Genomic DNA, 18304 nt, shown 5'->3' with positions numbered 1-18304 from the left:
GTTATCACCTTTTTTATTTTTAAAGGAGTTAATATGGATACAAAATACAATCCAAATCAGTTTGAAAAAGAAATTTATGAAAAATGGGAGAAGGGTGGTTACTTTAAGGCCAAGGTAAATCCTGACAAGAAGCCTTACACTATAGTTATGCCACCTCCAAATGTTACAGGCTACCTCCACCTAGGCCACGCCCTAAATAACACTATTCAAGATATCATCATTCGTTATAAGAGAATGGCAGGCTTTGAAGCCCTATGGATACCTGGAACAGACCACGCTTCTATATCTACCGAAAGTAAGGTTGTAGATAAGATATATAGTGAAGGAAAGACTAAGGCTGACTTAGGCCGTGAGGGCTTTCTAGAAGAAGCCTGGGACTGGACAAATAAGTACGGGGGAAGAATTAAAGAACAACTTCGTACAATCGGTGTATCTTGTGATTGGGACCATGATTCCTTCACTATGGATGAAAATCTAACCAAGGCTGTCAAGAGAGTCTTCAAGAAGATGTATGACGATGGCCTAATCTATAGGGGAAATAGGATAGTAAACTGGGACCCTAAGGCAGAAACTGCTATATCAGATGCAGAAGTATATCACGAAGACCAAGTAGGTCATCTCTGGTATATCAAGTATTTCTTCGAAGATAGCGATGAGTATGTAACAATCGCCACAACAAGACCGGAGACTATGCTAGGAGACTTGGCAGTTGCAGTAAACCCAGAAGATCCTCGCTTTAAGGATAAGATAGGCAAGAACTTGATCCTTCCCCTAGTTGGTAGGAAGATTCCTCTAATCGAGGATTCCTATGTAGATATGGAATATGGTACAGGTCTTGTAAAGATCACCCCATCTCACGACCCTAACGACTTCGAAGTAGGAGCCCGTCACGACCTTGGCCAATGTGTAGTAATAGATACCAAGGCACGTATTGTAGATGGCTACGGCAAATACTCTGGCATGGATAGGTATGAGGCTCGTAAGGAGATGATAAAAGATTTAGAAGAAGCTGGTCAGCTTGAAAAAATCGAAGAAATCGAGCACGCTGTAGGTTATTCTGAAAGGACCAAGGTTGTAATTGAGCCATTAATATCCAAGCAATGGTTTGTTAAGATGGACGAATTTGCCAAGATGTGTATAGATGCTTACGATAAGGGTGAGGTAAAACTTATACCAGATTCCCTATCTAAGACATACATGAACTGGCTAAATAATATCAGGGACTGGACCATCTCCCGTCAACTATGGTGGGGACACAGACTTCCAGTTTTCTATACTGATGATGGAGAAATTATTGTATCTGAGGATGAGCCAGATGAAAATGGCATGCTTAACGGAGTTCATGTTACTCAAGATGAAGATACCCTAGATACCTGGTTCTCATCAGCCCTCTGGCCTTTTGCAACTCTTGGTTGGCCAGATGAAAACGAAGAATTAGATTATTTCTTCCCAACAGATATCCTAGTTACAGGTTACGATATAATCTTCTTCTGGGTAATTAGAATGATCTTCTCTTCAATTTATAACACAGGCAAGGTTCCTTTCCACCACGTTCTATTTACAGGACTAATCAGAGACCCTCAAGGTAGAAAGATGAGTAAGTCCTTAGGAAATGGTGTAGATCCAATCGATGTTGTAAATGAATACGGAGCAGATGCCCTAAGATTTACCCTAATAACGGGAAACTCTCCTGGAAATGATATGCGTTATGATGAAAAGAGAATCCTTGCAAGCAGAAACTTCGCCAACAAGTTGTGGAATGCTTCAAGATTTGTCCTAATGAATATCGAAGAGGGAGATGACCTAGACTTTAAGGGAGAAAATCTCGAACTTGAAGATAAGTGGATCCTTAAGAGACTTAATGATGTAATAGTAGATGTCAGCAAAAACCTCGACAAATACGAAATAGGTCTTGCAGCAGATAGGATTGAGGATTTCATTTGGAATGAGTATTGCGATTGGTATATAGAATTTGCTAAGATTAGACTTTACGGAGATGACAAAGAGGCTAAGGCAAATGTAAAGAAAGTTCTTCTTTATGTTCTAAAGAACATGCTAGTTCTCCTCCATCCATTTATGCCATTTATAACAGAAGAAATCTACTCATCTCTTCCAAACAAGAAGGACCTCTTGATAGTAGAAGACTGGCCTGAGTTTAATAAAGATTTTGACTTTGTAAATGAAGAAAGCAATGTCAACTCTGTTATCGAAGCAATAACTTCCATAAGAAATCAAAGAGCTACCTTAAATGTTCCAGCGAAGACCTTGCAACAACTTACAATCCTTGTAGAAAATAAGGAAAATATCTCACTAATCGAAGAAATCAAGGACCAATTTGTAAATCTTGCTAAGGCAAGTGAAGTTGAAGTTTTGGCTAAAGAAGATAGTGAAATTGCTGATGAAGAAGGCATAGTAAGACTAGTATTCAATGAATTTTCTGTCCTAATGAGCCTTGATGAATTGGTAGATTATGAGAAGGAAAGAGCTAGATTAAAGGATGAAATCAAACGCCTAGAAGCTGAAATCAAGAGAGCTAGTGGTAAGCTTTCTAACAAGGGCTTTGTCGAAAAGGCTCCAGAGAAGGTAGTAAATGAAGAACGTGAGAAACTAGCGGGCTACGAAGACCTACTAGAGAAAACTAAGTCTTCCCTAGAAGAAATCAAGGATAAATAATGTACGACGACTTTTCTTATATCTATGACAAACTAAGCTTTGACCTAGATTATGAAAAATATGCAGGAAATATAAAATCTCTTGTTAAAAAACACGGAATAAAGAAGGGAAACATGCTAGAGCTTGCAGCAGGCTCTGGTATGCTTACCAGATATTTCTTTGATGAATTCGAAAATATTGACGCCTTAGATATATCGGGGAAGATGCTAGAAGTTTTTGCAAACAAATACGACCCTTCTAATGTAAATCTCATCCACTACGATATGGTTGAATATGTCAAGGAAGATACCTATGATCTCTTAGTAATCCTCCTAGATTCTGTAAATTATGTGACAGAGAAAGAGGACCTGACGAAGCTTTTTAGAAATTGTTATGCTAGCCTAAAAAAGGGCGGTCTTTTAGTCTTTGATATCAATTCACCTTACAAGATTAGGGAAATTTTTGGCAATGAGTGCTATGTCTATGAATATGAGGATATCTTTTATACTTGGGATAACTTTTATGAAGATGAGCTTTGTGATATGCACTTGGAGTTTTTCGTAGAAAATGAAGATGGATCTTACAGGAGAATATCAGAATTTCAGCAGGAAAGACTATACGAAATAGAAGAAGTTAAAGAAATAATCGAAGAAATTGGCTTTAAGAATATAGAAATCTTTGATGAAGATGATATGGGAAGTGTCAAGGAGGAGAGTTTAAGGATACTTTTCTCACAGACAAAGGAGTAGTATGAATAGAGGTAAAGTTAAGACATTTGACAACAAAAGAGGTTTTGGTTTCATAGAATGGGAAGGAGAGGACCTCTTTGTCCACTATTCTGATATAGAAAGCGATACTAGCTTTAAGAAACTCTACCCAGGCCAAGCCGTAGAATTCGAAAAAATAGATGCTCCAAGAGGCGCACAAGCTGTTAAGGTTAGAGTAATAGATTAAAAAGAAAGCTTTGGCAAAGAAAAGTCCAAAGCTTTTTGTGTGTTTATTTTTATCAAAGCTATTTTACAAGCTTATAATCATAAAGATCGACTCCATCTCCAATATAGATATAAGGAAAGCCTGCGGACTTTAGGCTAAGACTTGCAATCTCCGCTCTAGCATTTGACCTGCAATAGACTATGGTAGGCTTATCCTTATCGATTCTATCGAGATTTTCCAAAATTTCGTCGTAGGGAATGTTGATTGCTCCTTCCACATGGCCCAGCTTGTATTCTTCTTCAGTTCTTACATCGATTATATCAAAATTTTCTAAATTTTCTTCTAGGTCTTTTCCAGAAATTATTTTACTATACATCTTACCCTCCTTTCTTTTATTATACCGACAAATTAATTTGTAGAAAATTTATAATTCTTAAATTTATATAAGACTTCGGGTAAAGTATAGATAAATCATAGGAGGTTTTATGGAATATATTAAATTAATAGGAATCCTGATTATCGTATTAGGTTTTATATTCAAACTGAATATAATCTTTACGGTTGTCCTATCAGGTTTCATCACAGCTTTGGTCTCAGGACTAAGTGTAAGCGAATTCTTGTCGATCTTAGGCGATAGTTTTGTTTCCCAAAGAATAGTAACCATATTTATAATCACTCTTCCAGTAATAGGACTATCGGAAGAGCACGGACTTAAGCAAGTGGCTGAAAACATAGTAAAGAAAAGAGAAAACCTTTCATCAGGTGCCCTTCTTTCAGTATACCTTGCCTTTAGGGAACTTGCTGGTTTCTTGTCAATGAGAATATATGGTTTGGTCCAATTTGTTAGACCAATAATCTTCCCAATGACTCAAGCATCAGCTGAGAAGAAAAAGGGTAAGCTTAGCGAAAAAGAAGTAGAAAGCCTAAAGGCTAGGGGAGCTGCCATGGAAAACTTCGGTAACTTCTTTGCCCAAAACACTTTCGTTGGAGCGGCAGGAGTTCTCATGATGGTGGGAACTATGGCAGAGCTTGGCTATAATGTTACAAATATCGAGCTTAGCCAATATTCAATCCCTATAGCCCTTATAACCCTAGTCCTTGGTATTATCAAAAATATCATAGACGATAAGAAGATTAAGGGAGGTAAGTAGATGACAAGAGCAGAATTTTTTCCAATGTTTTTGGAGTTTATCTTTGTAATCATAGGCCTTCAATTCTTCTACACAGCCTATAGGGTAAGTAGGGATCCTTCCAAGGAAAAGAAACTTACAACAATAATATTCTGGATAATCTTAGGAGTCCTCTTTGCTCTAGGAAAGGTAATTCCTTCAGAGATAAGCGGAATTTTAGTTGTCCTAATAGCTATAATCTCCCTTGTCGATGGAATAAAGATCAAGGGAAGTAAGTATGTAAGTGAGAAGATTCAAATAGCATCTAGCAAAAGGCTTGGACTTAAGGTCTTCTTGCCAGTAATAATCATGGCAGTTCTTGCTATAGCAATAGCAAAAATTATTCCGGAATCATCATCTTCAGTCTTGGGTCTTACTGCAATAATAGCAGTAGTATTTGCCATGGTCCTTACAAAATCAAGCTTTAAGGATATGCTAGACTCATCTGATAGGATGGTTCAACAAGTAGGTGCAGTGGCAATCCTACCACAGCTTTTGGCAGCACTTGGAGCAATCTTTGCTGCAGCAGGAGTAGGTGATGTAATTGCTAAGATTATCGGAGGAATTATCCCAACAGTCAATCCATGGACCGGGGCTATTGCCTATGTTTTGGGTATGGTAATATTTACCATGATTATGGGAAATGCCTTCGCAGCCTTTACAGTAATCACTGCAGGAATAGGAGTACCTTTTGTAATAGCCCAAGGAGCAGACCCAGCAATAGCGGCAGCCCTTGCAATGACATCAGGATATTGTGGAACACTTCTTACACCAATGGCAGGTAACTTCAACCTCTTGCCAGTGGCCCTACTAGAGATGAAAGATAAGAACAAAGTAATAAAAGAACAAGCCCTACTATCTATAATATTAATTGTAGTTCACATACTACTTATGAGATTTTGGGCGTTTTAGGAGGAAATATGAAAATTTTAATCACGGGATTTGATCCCTTCGGAGGAGAAAAAACTAACCCAGCCATAGAATCTGTTAAGAGAATCGATGAAAATATCGAAGGAGCTGAAATCTACAAGCTAGAAATACCAACAGTATTCCACAAGGCAGCTGATAAAATCGAGGAAAAAATCAAGGAAATCAAACCAGATGTAATCCTTTCAGTAGGACAAGCTGGCGGTAGATATGATCTTACAGTAGAAAGAGTTGCCATCAACCAAGACGATGCGAGAATTCCTGATAACGAAGAAAACCAACCAATCGATGTTACAATTAGAGAAGACGGCAAGAATGCCTACTTTGCTACAATTCCAATCAAGGCCATGGTAGAAGAAATCAAGAAGGAAAATATCCCAGCTTCAGTATCAAACTCTGCTGGAACCTTCGTATGTAACCACGTAATGTACCAAGACCTATACTTGGCAGAAAAATACGGAAATATCAAGGCGGGATTTATCCACGTACCTTTCCTTCCTGAACAAGTCTTAGACAAAAAAGACACAGCATCTATGAGCCTAGACGATATAGTAAAGGGCCTAAATGCTGCTGTAAGAGCTATAGTAAAATACGCTGATAAAGAAGATTTAGAAATAACAGGTGGGGCAACCCACTAAAATATTCAATGGGGCTGTTGCAGAATGAATAAATCGTACCATTATCGTTAGAAGAAACCCCACGGAAATTTTGCCTCCATCAGCCGGCAGGCATCACTAAAAATTTCCTAAGAGAACCTTCTAACGATGGTACGATGATTATTCATAGTTTTGCAACAGCCCCATTTTTATTTTGGGTATTAATATAGGAAGGAGGACTTATATGAAATATTTTTTAATAATCGTATTAATCCTACTTATACCTCAAGTCTACTATTACATACAAGAAAGAAGGTATAGGTCGATTAATCTAGGCAAGAAATTTTATAAGAAGTTTGACGTTAGAAGTATTTCAAACTATAGAGAATATTACCTAACAGGAGCAGATGGTTTCGATAGCTTTGTAAGAGAGCTTGAAAATGAGAATCCAAAGGCAGTTGTTCAACTAGTTCACGGGATGAGTGAGCATGGTGGAAACTACATGGATTTTGCAAAATATCTAAATGATAATGGTTATGCGGTTGTAATTCACGATCATAGGGGGCATGGCAAGTCCTTAAGCGAAAGATATCCGAACGGCCACATGCAAAGAGCAAGTGAGCTTGTAAATGATACATCTATGGTCACAAAATATATAAAGACTAAATATAAAGATGTGCCAATATATATGCTGGGTCACTCTATGGGATCTATGACAGCTAGGGTATTCTTGCAAGAAAATGATGATTTGATAAGTAAACTTATCCTAACTGGTACGCCACCCCAAGACGGATTTGCAAAAGTTGCCTTTTTCTTTGCAAATGTATTTTGCTTTTATATAGGAAGTCATCAAAGATCAAATATAATTAATCATTTAGTTGGGACTGGGGATGATTCGCTAGACTTTATATCTTATGATGAGAAAAATAGACATGATAAATACAATGATCCAATGAGAATCTTTAACTTTACCATAGGTTACACTAAGGTTTTGATAGAAATAAATAAAAAACTATCTCAAAAATCAAAATATAGGATGAAGAACAGATCTCTTCCAATATATAACTTAACTGGAAGAGATGATATGATAACTAAGGGTGAGAAGGGAGTAAGTAGATCTCTAAAGCTCCTAAAGGATTTGGGATATAAAAATATAGGAAGCAAAACCTACGACAAGATGCGCCATGAGATCCTAAATGAAACAGATAAGGATATAGTTTATGAAGATATTTTAAAAATATTAGAAGATTAATTATTGAATATGGGTAAAATAATAACAAATAGGAGGATATTATGACTGAAAAGAAAGAAAAAGATATCAAAAAAGAAGAAAAGAATATAAAAGACGGCGAGTACTGCGGAGTTGAAAAATTCAATGGAAAAAAATTCAACACTTGCACAGGCGAAGAAATAGTAGAAGAAGGATACAAGAATCCTGACAAGTAAATAAATAATTATAGCCAAAATCTCTTGGGATAGACTTTAGCTTGAAATCTTTAATCTTTCGATTAGCTCAGCTTTACAAGTTTATACTGGAGATTTTGGCTTTTTATTTGCCCATTTTTTATCAATAAATCAGATTATTATTCGATTTCATATCTTGATTTTCAATTTGCTTTATAGAAAAATTAAAAGGTGTAAAGTGTATAGGTAGAAAACATGAGGAGGAAATTATGAATAATAGAAATAAAGTTGTCTTGATAGGGGATGGTTTTGTAGGAAGCTCCTACGCTTTTGCTCTTGTAAACTCAACCCTTGCAAGTGAGCTTGTAATTATAGATATAAGAAAAGATAAGGAAGTAGCCGATGTCAACGACCTTTTGGATGCTACAGTCCTAACATCATCTGCAACCATCGTTAGAAGTGGAAGTTACGAAGATTGCAAAGACGCTGACCTTGTAGTACTCGCCTATGGAAATAGCCAGAAAAATCTCGTAAATAGGCTTGATGATATCAAGATTGCAACAGAAATGGTCCTAGATACAGTTCCAAAAGTTGTAGAAAATGGCTACGACGGGGTAATCCTTCTTGCAACAAATCCAGTTGATGTTATAGCAAGGGTTGTTGAGGAAGTTTCAGGTTTTCCTTTTGAAAGAATCGTAGGAACTGGAACTAGCCTTGACTCAGCAAGATTTGCCCAATATCTCGCCCTTGAAACAGGCTTTAATGTAGCTGATATCAATGCTTATGTTATAGGTGAGCATGGCAACTCTTCTGTTGCTGTTTGGTCAAATGCCAATATTAATGGGATTGGAATCGATCAATTTATCGACAATATAGACGATTCCTACAAGGATAAGGTAGGAGAGATGATTAGAGATAAGGCCTTTAGGATTATTAAGGGCAAGGGTGCAACTCACTTTGGTATAGCTAATTGTCTTCTAGCCTTTACAAGGGCAATCCTTCTTGACGAGAAGAGAGTTCTTATGGCTTCTGCTAAGCTTAGTGGAGAGTATAAGAACGAGGGACTCTATACAGGAGTACCAACTGTAATCGGCAAAAATGGTGCAGAGAAAATCCTAGAGATGCCAATAGATAAGAGAGAACAAGACATGTTTGATAAGTCATGTAGGGACCTTAAGGAAAACTTCTTGCTGGCAGATTTAAAGAAAAATAGATAAGAAGATTAATTAGAGTAAACTTAAGTAATAATTAAAGCTCCCGATTAGGAAAGCCTAGTCAGGAGCTTATTTTATTCAAAGTCTTCGAGATAGTCATCCTTGCCTATCATCTCGCTTAAGACGACCTCGTCAGTCTTTTTCATTCCGTATTTTGCAATTCTTGCAACTGTATCGATCGTTTTGTCTATATTTTCTTTGACTATGCCATCTCCTACTTCAAAGGAATTGTCTGTCTTGGCCTGCATATAGGCAAGGCTCGCATTTCTAAGGCTTGAAGCGATCTTCATAGCACAAGAGGACTTGGCCCCGTCACATATTATTCCGGAGTTTACGGCTAGGGCGTTAGTAATCGTATCTTCTACAATCTTCTTATCTTCTTTGTTTATAAAAGCTATGGAAGCGATAGCTGCAGCAGAGGCAGATACTACTCCACAGTAGGCAGAAAGCTTGCCTATTTTGTTTTTGATATACAAAGCAATTAGATTAGAAAATATAAGGGCCCTGTAGAGCTCATCTTCTGAGAAATCATTGTCTCTGGCATATAAGATTACAGGGACTGAGGTAGTAATTCCTTGATTTCCTGATCCTGAGTTAATGATTACAGGCAGCTCACAGCCGTTCATCCTAGCATCAGATCCTGCTGCAGCAAAGGCAGCGAGCTTCTCATAGTAGTTTGATGGGTCATTATTTAGGATGAGTTTTCCTATATTAGCTCCCCAGTCGTTTTTGATTCCTTCTTCTGCGATTTTTTCATTAAAAGAAATTTGCCTATCGAGAATTTCCTTGATATCAGAATAATCACAAGTTCTAGCAAAATCATAAACCTTATCGAAAGAAAAGTCAATATCCTCTTTTACTGCTTCTTCCTTTTCCTTTTGATATATTAGCTTGCCGTCCTTTTTTATTTCAATAATATTGGTATGGCTATCAGCTATAGTGACGCTTGCTGTAGACTTTTTATTTTCAAGGATGATTTGGATAAAAAGCCCCTCGTGTTCTCTAGCGAGGTTTACCCTTACCAGCCCTTCTTCTATAATCTTATCACAGAAATCAAGCTTACTCTTATCAACATCTGCTAGGACTTCAAGTTCCCTATTAGGGTCCCCTAAATATATACCAGCAACTACTGATATCTCTATTCCCTTCCTACCCATGGTGGAAGGGACGGTTACAGAGTTGGCGTTTTTAATGATATTGCTAGAAAGATTTGCGATAATTTTTTCTGGATCAGATCCTAGAACCTCTCTTGCCTTAGCTGATGCGTAGGCTATAGCAATTGGTTCAGTGCAACCTGTGGCAGGTATTAGCTCTTCTTTGATTAACTCTTTAAAGTCTGTCATAACTAGGACCTTGCCTTGTTTGGAACCTTACCCAAAAGTCCAGTAACCATTAGGGCGATGGCTCCATCTCCTGTGATATTGCAAGCTGTTCCGAAGGAATCTTGGAGGGCAAATATTGAAAGGATTAGGGCAGTTCCTGTCGCATCAAAGCCAAGAATAGAAGTGATAAGACCTAAAGAGGCCATAACAGTTCCTCCTGGAACTCCAGGTGCTCCTATAGCAAATATTCCAAGAAGGAGGATGAAAAGAATCATATTTCCCGTGCTTGGAAGAGAGCCGTAGAGGACTTGGCTTACTATCATTACGAAAAATGTTTCTGTAAGGACTGATCCACAAAGGTGGGTGTTAGAGCAAAGTGAAACTACGAAGTCTCTAATCTTTGGATCTAGGGTCTTTGCCTTTCTTGAACACTGAAGTGAAACTGAAAGTGTTGCAGCTGAAGACATTGTTCCAAGGGCAGTAACATAGGCTGGTGGATAATATTTCAAGACTTCTATAGGATTTGTCTTAGAAAAAATTCCGCCGAGACCATAAAGTAGGGCTAACCAAATATAATGGCCCAAAATTACGATTACTATGACCTTGAGAAATACTGGAAATTGGCTTAGGATTACTCCTTCATAGGAAAGTTCTGCGAAGGTTGTCGCAATATAAAAAGGTAGTACTTTAATTATTACTCTATTTACTATCTCAAGAACCATATTGTTGAACTCTCTTAAAAGATTGGCCCAAGTTTCAGATTTGGTCCATATTACTGCAAGACCAAAGAGAATCGCAGTGACAAGAGCGGTCATTACAGGCATGATGGAAGGGATATCCATTTGGAATAAAATCTCTGGGATTTTCTTTCCAGCTTCTGTTGCACTAACTATGTGTAGGTGTGGGATTATAGCTTTTCCAGCGATAAAGGAGAAAAGAGCAGCTCCCACTGATGAAAGATAACAAATAATTAGGGTTAGGGATAAGACCTTACCCGCACTTTCGTTTAAGGATACTATAGCTGGGGTAATAAATGCAAGGATTATGATAGGTACTATGTAGTTGATTAGATTACTCAAAATATTTTTGATTGTAGAAATCACTTGGATTGCACCTTCGTTTGCAATATTACCTAGGAAAATTCCTATAGCAATGGCTATAATTAGCTTAAAAAGTAAGCTGTTAAAAAATGATTTTTTAACTTTTGCGTCTGACATAAATACCTCCTAATAAATATATTTATAAATAAATTATAAGCTATAGGAAATTTTCGGTCAAGAAAAAGTTTTCATAGGTTGAATTAAATATTAGAAAGATTTCTTTATGAGTTTCCTCTTCTCTTTTGTAAAAATATTTGATAAAACTGTTAAAAGAATAGGATTTTATGGTATACTTTTCTATAAGATAAGAAGAAAGTAGGAGGAAAGATGGAAAATAATTTTTCTAACAAAAGTGTCGTCTTAAGAAATGTCACAAAGTCTTATGATGACGAACTAGTTTTAAAAACGGTAGATCTAACGCTTGAAAAGGGGAAGTTTTATACCCTTCTAGGACCATCAGGTTGCGGAAAGACTACAATTCTAAATATAATAGCAGGCTTTGTCGAGCAAACTAGTGGGGATGTATTTATAAATGGGGAGGACGTAAGTAATACTCCAGCCAATAAGAGAAAGGTAAATACAGTTTTCCAGAATTATTCTCTCTTTCCTCATATGAATGTCTACGATAATGTTGCCTTCGGCTTAAATATAAAGAAGATGGATAAGAAGCTAATCAAAGAAGAGGTCAAAAAGGCCCTCGATATGGTAAATCTTTCTGGCTTTGAGAAAAGAAAAATCTCACAAATGTCAGGAGGACAAAGGCAGAGAGTCGCCATAGCTCGTGCCATAGTAAATCGACCAGATGTACTCCTCTTAGATGAGCCTTTGTCGGCCCTTGACATGAAGCTAAGAAAATCCATGCAGGTCCTCCTTTCAAATATCCAGTGGGAGCTAGGTATTACCTTTGTCTTTGTAACCCACGACCAGGAAGAAGCCCTAGCCCTATCCGATGAGATTTTCGTAATGGATAAGGGAGAAATCGTTCAATCAGGAACGCCTACAGATATCTACGATGAGCCAATCAATAGGTATGTTGCAGAATTTATCGGGGAGAGCAATATCCTAAGTGCTGTGATGAAAGATGATTATCTAGTAGAGTTTTCCAACAAGGACTTTGCCTGTGAGGATGCAGGAATCCCTAAGGGAGAGAAGGTTGAAGTAGTTATAAGGCCTGAAGATATCAATGTCTCAAAGGAGAGGCAAGCAGATATTAAGATGAGTGTAGACAATGTCTTGTTTAGGGGAGTCTTCAATGAGCTAATTTGCTTCGATGAAGATGATTTCAGGTGGAAGATCCATACTACCAAGAGATTTGAAGAAGGAGATGTTGTTGGAATTTCCATAGATCCAAGCGATATTCATGTAATGAGATTTAACGAATCAGAAGATGATTTCGATAAGAGAATCGAGAAATATGCTATAGGAGATGATGATGAATAAAAAATACAGGGCCCTATCAAGCCTATATTATTTATGGATCGTTCTTTTTATAATTGCACCTATAGCTATGCTTTTGTATCAATCATTTTTTGATATCTATGGCAACTTTACCTTTGACAATTATATTTCTTATTTTAGGTCTGGTAATTATATCAAGATGACCCTAAATTCATTCTTGACGGCCTTTTTGATAACTATAACGACCCTGATTTTGGCTTATCCCTTTGCATATTTTTTGACTAATTCAAAAAACAAGGAGTTCTTTCTCCTTTTGGTAACACTACCTACTTGGATTAATCTTTTGCTAAAGGCCTATGCCTTTATTGGACTTTTGAGTAAACATGGACCAATTGCCCAGGTCTTTTCCCTAGTAAGTGAGGGGCTTTTGTTCACCAACCCAGCCTTCGTCTTGGTAGCTTCTTATGTGGAGCTTCCCTTTATGATACTACCAATCTTTAGGGCCCTTGATTCGATACCAAATGAGTATCTGATAGCAAGCGAGGACTTGGGGGCAAGCAGATGGCAGACTTTTAGGAAAATTATCCTCCCTCTTTCTATGGATGGAGTAATAGCAGGAAGTCAAGCCGTATTTATTCCCTCCCTATCCCTCTTTCTAATTACAAGGATAATAGGAGGAAATAAGATCATAACCCTGGGAACTGCGGTTGAGGAGCATTATCTGGTTACACAAAATTGGGGGATGGGAGCTACAATTGGCCTAGTTCTAATCGTCTTAATGTTTGTTGTAATGAGTGCCCTAAATACTAGAAAGGATAAAAATTAATGAAGAGAAAATTTAAAATTTCAAATTTATATTTAATATTTATCTTTATCCTCTTATACCTGCCCATAGCCTATCTAATATTTTATTCCTTTAATAGGGGGACCAATATGAATTCCTTTGTGGGATTTTCCCTAGACCATTACAAGGAAGTCTTCCATGATACTAGGCTTTGGACGATTGTGATAAATACCATAGTCTTGGGGCTTTTGTCAAGCCTTGTAGCGACAATTATTGGAACTTGTGGGGCCATAGCTATCTATTATCTAAGAAGCGATAGGATTAGAAAAAGAGTATTAAACTTTAACTCAGTCCTTATGGTTATGCCTGATGTAATGATGGGAGCAAGCTTTTTGGTTCTCTTTACCTTTCTTATAAAGATACCGATGGGCTTTATGACGGTTTTACTCTCCCATATAGCCTTCTCGATTCCCATTGTGGTCCTTATGGTATTGCCAAGACTTTATAGTCTGAATCCTTCCATGATTCTTGCGGCAGAAGATTTAGGTGCAAGTGATATAACTATCCTTAACAAAATCATCCTACCAAATATTACAAGTGGGGTACTTACAGGATTTTTTATGGCCTTGACCTACTCCTTGGATGACTTTGCAGTTACCTTTTTCGTTACAGGATCTGGCTTTACAACCCTTTCTGTTGAGATTTACTCCAGAGTTAGGACGGGGATTTCTCTTGAGATAAATGCCCTATCGACCTTGATGTTTCTGGCATCTCTCTTTTTAGTAGTTATTTATTATTTTATTAGCCAAAGGGAGATGAAGATAATGGAAAGGAGAAAAGTAGATGAATAAGGTATATAAATTTTTCCTAGCCTGTATTGTGGGAATTTTCCTCCTCCTAGGCCTAAAGTCCATTCTTCTTGGAGGCAAGGAAATAGCAGAGGCAAATACCTTTTACTTATACAATTGGGGAGATTATATAGATCCTGAGCTTTTGGATAAGTTTGAGGAAGAGACTGGTTTTAATGTAGTTATGGAGACTTTCGATTCAAATGAGGCCATGATTACCAAGATTAAACAAAAATCAACCGACTTTGATATCTGTATTCCCAGTGAATATGCAGTGGAGATGATGAGAGACCAGGGGCTACTAGAAAAGCTTGACCATTCGAAAATCGAGGGCCTTTCTAATATCGACGAGAGATTCCTAGATAGGGAATATGATCCGGGAAATGAATATTCGATTCCTTATCTTTGGGGGACCTTCGGTATCTTGTATAATACTAAAAAATACCAGGCTAGCGACTTTGATTCCTGGAAGAACTTGTGGGATCCTAAGTTTGAGGGAGAAATCCTAAGCTTTGATGGAGCTCGTGAGACAATGGGAATAGGACTTCTCGCAAATAACTTAAGTCTAAATACAGAAGATCCAAAAAAGCTTACAGAAATAAGGAATGAGCTTATAGGTCTTATGGGCAATGTCAAGGCCATCCTTGCCGATGAGATAAGGATGTATATGGCCCTAGAAGAGGCCAATGTCGGCCTGACATTTTCGGGAGATGCCTCAAGTGCCATAGAATCTAACGAAGATCTTTCCTATGTCATACCAAAGGAGGGTTCTAACATTTGGTTTGATACCATGGTTATCCCAAAAACTAGCAAGAACAAAAAGGCTGCCTATGCCTTTATCAACTTCATGTTAGAGCCAGAAAATGCTGCCCAAAATGCAGACTATATTTGGTATGCGACTCCAAACAAGAAGGCCATGGATTTAATAGATTCTGAGGCTCGAAATGACAAGACCCTTTATCCAGATGATGAAATTATAAATAAACTAGAAGTCTTCAAGGCCCTAGATAAGGAAAGCACTATTTTATATAATGACCTTTTCCTAGACCTTAAGATTTCACCACAAGCGGAGTGATAAGATGAAAAAGAAATTAAGAATATTTTCCCTAATCTTTCTAATAATAACAAGTCTTGTAGCTTGTAATACGGGCGAAAGCTCAAAGAGTGATACCCTAAACAAAAAGGACTTTGAAAGAAGGATCAAGAAGGATGATGTAAGAAACAAGAGGTATCCAGAAATAGATGCCTATATTGAGAAAAATAAAAAGGAGAAGGAAGAGGAAAAGGAAGAAACCAAGACAGCGAGCCTCCTCTTTGGTGGGGATATAATTCCTCATATGCCAATTAATGACTACGCCCTAAACTACGGCGAAGGCGATTATGACTATTCAAGATCCTTTGAGGATATCAAGGGATTTGCCGAAGACTTTGACTTCTTTATGCTAAATAACGAATTTAGTGTAAATGGGGACTATGAAGTATCGGGCTATCCTTTATTTAACTGTAACGAAAATATCTATAAGGCTATAAAAGATTCTGGAGTAGATCTTCTTACGACAGCCAACAACCACTGCCTTGATACGGGAGTGGAGGGGCTTACTAGTACAATTGAAGCTATCAAAAAACATGGCTTAGACTATGTTGGAACAAGCGAGTCTTCCTACAGACCTTATGTTATTAAGGAAGTTAATGGGATAAGGATAGGGATTCTTTCCTATACAGAAATCCTAAATGGAAACGACTATCTCCTAGATACTAAAGAAAAATATAATATGGTAAACACCCTTTCTCCTCATCAAGTAAAGACTGATATAGAAAAACTTAAGAAGAAAAATGTTGACCTTATAGTAGTTTATCCTCATTGGGGTGAGGAGTACTCGTCTTACCCAAGAGAAGATCAAATAGAATTAGCCCACGATATGGTTGACTGGGGAGCAGATATAGTTATAGGAAACCATCCCCACGTAATCCAGCCTCAAGAAGTCTATAAGGGTAAGGACGGCAGGAGTGGACTAATCTATTACTCTTTAGGAAATCTTCTCTCCAACCAAAAGGCTATAGCCTTCGAGGGAGACTACAGGGTTGAGCAGGGTCTCCTTGTCGAGTGTAATATTGAAAAAAAGCCAGGAGATAAGGCAAAAATTAAATCCTTTAAGTCCCATACGACTATAGTAGATAGGTCCTTTGACGAGTATGGCTACCTAGATAAGACTTATGTCGCTACAAGATATCTTGATGACGATGATTTGATGGCTACTCTCGATTACGGAACCCAAGATTTAATTAGACTAGGATATGATATGAACCTTGAGACCTTGTATAGGGAAATTGAATAGTAAATATGTTATAGAAGGGCCTAAATATATTTAGGCTTTTTACATTTATTTTATATCCTAAGCAAACTTTACAGAAATCTTATTCATGGATATAATGAAGAACGGGGCTTATGTAGCCCCAAGTTGAAAGATGCCAAAGGAGTTTGGTATCTGGAAGGAGATATTATGTTAAAATTTGAAGAATATATGCCCTTTGCAACATCAAAAGCAGCTAAGATAATGAACGATGCCTTTAACAATGTCGTTTTAAAGTACGGACTTACTAGAAGCCAGTGCATTGCGATGTATTATATAAATTCGGTCGGGTCGACTAACCAAAAAGATTTGGCCAAGCAGATGAATATTAGAGAGTCAACTATGACTGGCCTCCTAGACAGGATGGAAAGGGACGATTTAATCGAACGCAAGCCAGATATAGAAGACATGAGAAGAAAATCAATAAGCCTTTCAAAAAAGGGAGTAGAGGAGCTTAATAATATTTCTCATGTTAGTGAAGAATTTATCAAGGAAGCTAGTATCAAGATTGACGATGAGTCTATAGGAATCTTCCACAAAGTCTTAGACCAGATGGTTGAATCCGTTTTGGAATGGCAAGATAATAAAATTAAATCATTAGAATAATATTGTCATATCAGTGATTCTGGTATGGCTTTTTTATTTTGGGTAAGAGTTATAGGAGGTGATAATGTGATAGATTTAAATATAGATGGAGCATATGATATAAGAAGTGTGAGGGGAGGAGATGTGAACGAGGCCTTTAAGGTCTACACAGACAAGGGCCCATATTTCATTCTGCTTCAAAGAGGAGGAGATATTAATTTCTTCCAGGCAGAAATTGCAGGCCTTAAGCTTTTTGAGAAATATGGAGTAAGTGCCCCAAGGGTTTTGGATAGTGGAGTAAATGAGGATGGTGCTTACCTTCTCCTAGATTATATAGAAGAAGGAAGATGGCTTGACCAAGGAGATCTTGCCAAAGAGCTTAAGAAGGTCCACCAAATAAAAAGTCCCAATGGCAAGTTCGGCTTTGACTTTGCCTATCGTGGTTCTGCTATTTCCTTTTCCAATGCCTTTAAGGATAGCTGGAGTGAAGTTTTCCTAGAAGAAAGATTAGATAAGCTCAAAGATAAGTTAATCGAAGGAAAAATTTGGTCAGGTGAAGACCTAGCTACTTACGAAAAGATTAGGGAAGTGATAGATACTTATCTTAGAAGACGAGAAAGTGTGCCCGTCCTTCTTCATGGAGACTTGTGGCCAGGCAACGCCATGTTTTCTGTAGAGGGCAAGGCTTATCTTTTTGACCCAGCTCCCCTTTATGGAGATTGGGAGTTTGATATAGGAGTAAGCACAGTGTTTTCTGGATTTGATGATAATTTCTACAGGACCTATCTACAAGATATTAAAAAAGACCCTGAAAGGGCTATAAGGCTCGAGTTCTATAGACTTTACCTCCTTATGGTCCACCTTCATAAGTTCGGGAATATGTATAGGTCATCAGTAGATTTGTCAATTGAGAAGATCTTATCTAAAAGTTCGGAAAATTAGGGTTTTAAGATTTAATTTAAAATATCTTCTTGATTAGCTGGCTTTGCCAGCTTTTTTGAGTCCTCTTTTAAAAGACAAA

The 18304-nt window shown here is 37.6% G+C and carries 19 protein-coding genes; 16 read left to right on the top strand and 3 right to left on the bottom strand.

Features of this window, described 5'->3' with window-relative positions:
- The first annotated feature begins 33 nt into the window (after positions 1-33).
- From APRE_RS06305 to APRE_RS06295, 3 genes are read left to right on the top strand one after another with little or no spacing between them, the layout of a single operon-like run.
- Positions 34-2673: a valine--tRNA ligase gene (locus APRE_RS06305; protein WP_015778164.1), complete on the top strand. Its 2640-nt coding sequence runs from the start codon at positions 34-36 to the stop codon at positions 2671-2673.
- Positions 2673-3401: a class I SAM-dependent DNA methyltransferase gene (locus tag APRE_RS06300; RefSeq protein ID WP_015778163.1), complete on the top strand. Its 729-nt coding sequence runs from the start codon at positions 2673-2675 to the stop codon at positions 3399-3401. The genes APRE_RS06305 and APRE_RS06300 overlap by 1 nt, the downstream gene beginning before the upstream one ends.
- 1 nt (position 3402) lies before the next feature.
- The gene (locus APRE_RS06295) at positions 3403-3606 is read left to right on the top strand and encodes a cold-shock protein (RefSeq protein ID WP_015778162.1); all 204 of its coding nucleotides are present in this window, start codon (positions 3403-3405) and stop codon (positions 3604-3606) included.
- 58 nt (positions 3607-3664) lie between these two features.
- Here APRE_RS06295 and APRE_RS06290 read toward each other — a convergent pair whose 3' ends face one another.
- Entirely contained in the window at positions 3665-3961 is a 297-nt protein-coding gene (locus APRE_RS06290; RefSeq protein WP_015778161.1) for a rhodanese-like domain-containing protein, read from the bottom strand.
- A 109-nt stretch (positions 3962-4070) separates the two neighbouring features.
- On the opposite strand from APRE_RS06290, the gene APRE_RS06285 reads away from it, so the two are divergent.
- The 6 genes from APRE_RS06285 to APRE_RS06265 all read left to right on the top strand — a co-directional run bounded on the left by APRE_RS06285 (position 4071) and on the right by APRE_RS06265 (position 8898).
- Positions 4071-4736, top strand: coding sequence for a DUF969 domain-containing protein (locus tag APRE_RS06285; RefSeq protein ID WP_015778160.1), 666 nt, complete (start codon positions 4071-4073; stop codon positions 4734-4736).
- Positions 4737-5666: a DUF979 domain-containing protein gene (locus tag APRE_RS06280; RefSeq protein WP_015778159.1), complete on the top strand. Its 930-nt coding sequence runs from the start codon at positions 4737-4739 to the stop codon at positions 5664-5666.
- Positions 5667-5674: 8 nt separating this feature from the next.
- On the top strand, positions 5675-6319 hold the full coding sequence (gene pcp, locus APRE_RS06275) for a pyroglutamyl-peptidase I (protein ID WP_015778158.1): 645 nt from the start codon (positions 5675-5677) through the stop codon (positions 6317-6319).
- Positions 6320-6521: 202 nt separating this feature from the next.
- Entirely contained in the window at positions 6522-7529 is a 1008-nt protein-coding gene (locus tag APRE_RS06270; protein WP_015778157.1) for an alpha/beta fold hydrolase, read from the top strand.
- 41 nt (positions 7530-7570) lie between these two features.
- Positions 7571-7723, top strand: coding sequence for a hypothetical protein (locus APRE_RS09730; RefSeq protein ID WP_015778156.1), 153 nt, complete (start codon positions 7571-7573; stop codon positions 7721-7723).
- Positions 7724-7950: 227 nt separating this feature from the next.
- A complete protein-coding gene (locus APRE_RS06265) occupies positions 7951-8898 on the top strand; it encodes an L-lactate dehydrogenase (protein WP_015778155.1) in 948 nt (315 codons plus the stop codon).
- Between the two features lie 71 nt (positions 8899-8969).
- On the opposite strand, the gene APRE_RS06260 is transcribed toward APRE_RS06265, so the two are convergent.
- Positions 8970-10238 (bottom strand): L-cysteine desulfidase family protein, encoded by a 1269-nt coding sequence (locus tag APRE_RS06260; RefSeq protein ID WP_015778154.1) that lies wholly within the window; start codon positions 10236-10238, stop codon positions 8970-8972.
- A 2-nt stretch (positions 10239-10240) separates the two neighbouring features.
- Complete coding sequence (locus APRE_RS06255) at positions 10241-11434, bottom strand: dicarboxylate/amino acid:cation symporter (protein WP_015778153.1); 1194 nt, start codon at positions 11432-11434, stop codon at positions 10241-10243.
- 210 nt (positions 11435-11644) lie between these two features.
- On the opposite strand from APRE_RS06255, the gene APRE_RS06250 reads away from it, so the two are divergent.
- The 7 genes from APRE_RS06250 (at position 11645) to APRE_RS06220 (ending at position 18225) form a co-directional block, all read left to right on the top strand.
- Entirely contained in the window at positions 11645-12757 is a 1113-nt protein-coding gene (locus APRE_RS06250; protein WP_015778152.1) for an ABC transporter ATP-binding protein, read from the top strand.
- A complete protein-coding gene (locus tag APRE_RS06245) occupies positions 12750-13541 on the top strand; it encodes an ABC transporter permease (RefSeq protein WP_015778151.1) in 792 nt (263 codons plus the stop codon). Before APRE_RS06250 ends, APRE_RS06245 begins: the two co-directional genes overlap by 8 nt.
- On the top strand, positions 13541-14350 hold the full coding sequence (locus tag APRE_RS06240) for an ABC transporter permease (protein ID WP_015778150.1): 810 nt from the start codon (positions 13541-13543) through the stop codon (positions 14348-14350). Before APRE_RS06245 ends, APRE_RS06240 begins: the two co-directional genes overlap by 1 nt.
- Positions 14343-15422, top strand: coding sequence for an ABC transporter substrate-binding protein (locus APRE_RS06235; protein ID WP_015778149.1), 1080 nt, complete (start codon positions 14343-14345; stop codon positions 15420-15422). Before APRE_RS06240 ends, APRE_RS06235 begins: the two co-directional genes overlap by 8 nt.
- Before the next feature lie 4 nt (positions 15423-15426).
- Entirely contained in the window at positions 15427-16683 is a 1257-nt protein-coding gene (locus APRE_RS06230) for a CapA family protein (protein WP_015778148.1), read from the top strand.
- Positions 16684-16848: 165 nt separating this feature from the next.
- A complete protein-coding gene (locus APRE_RS06225) occupies positions 16849-17304 on the top strand; it encodes a MarR family winged helix-turn-helix transcriptional regulator (RefSeq protein WP_015778147.1) in 456 nt (151 codons plus the stop codon).
- Between the two features lie 66 nt (positions 17305-17370).
- Entirely contained in the window at positions 17371-18225 is an 855-nt protein-coding gene (locus APRE_RS06220; protein WP_015778146.1) for a fructosamine kinase family protein, read from the top strand.
- The last annotated feature ends 79 nt before the right edge of the window (positions 18226-18304 follow it).

Origin of the sequence: Anaerococcus prevotii DSM 20548 (assembly GCF_000024105.1) — a bacterium.
GTDB lineage: Bacteria > Bacillota > Clostridia > Tissierellales > Peptoniphilaceae > Anaerococcus > Anaerococcus prevotii.
The sequence above is the reverse complement of the archived record's forward strand: the minus strand, read 5'-3'. Positions and strand labels throughout refer to the sequence as shown.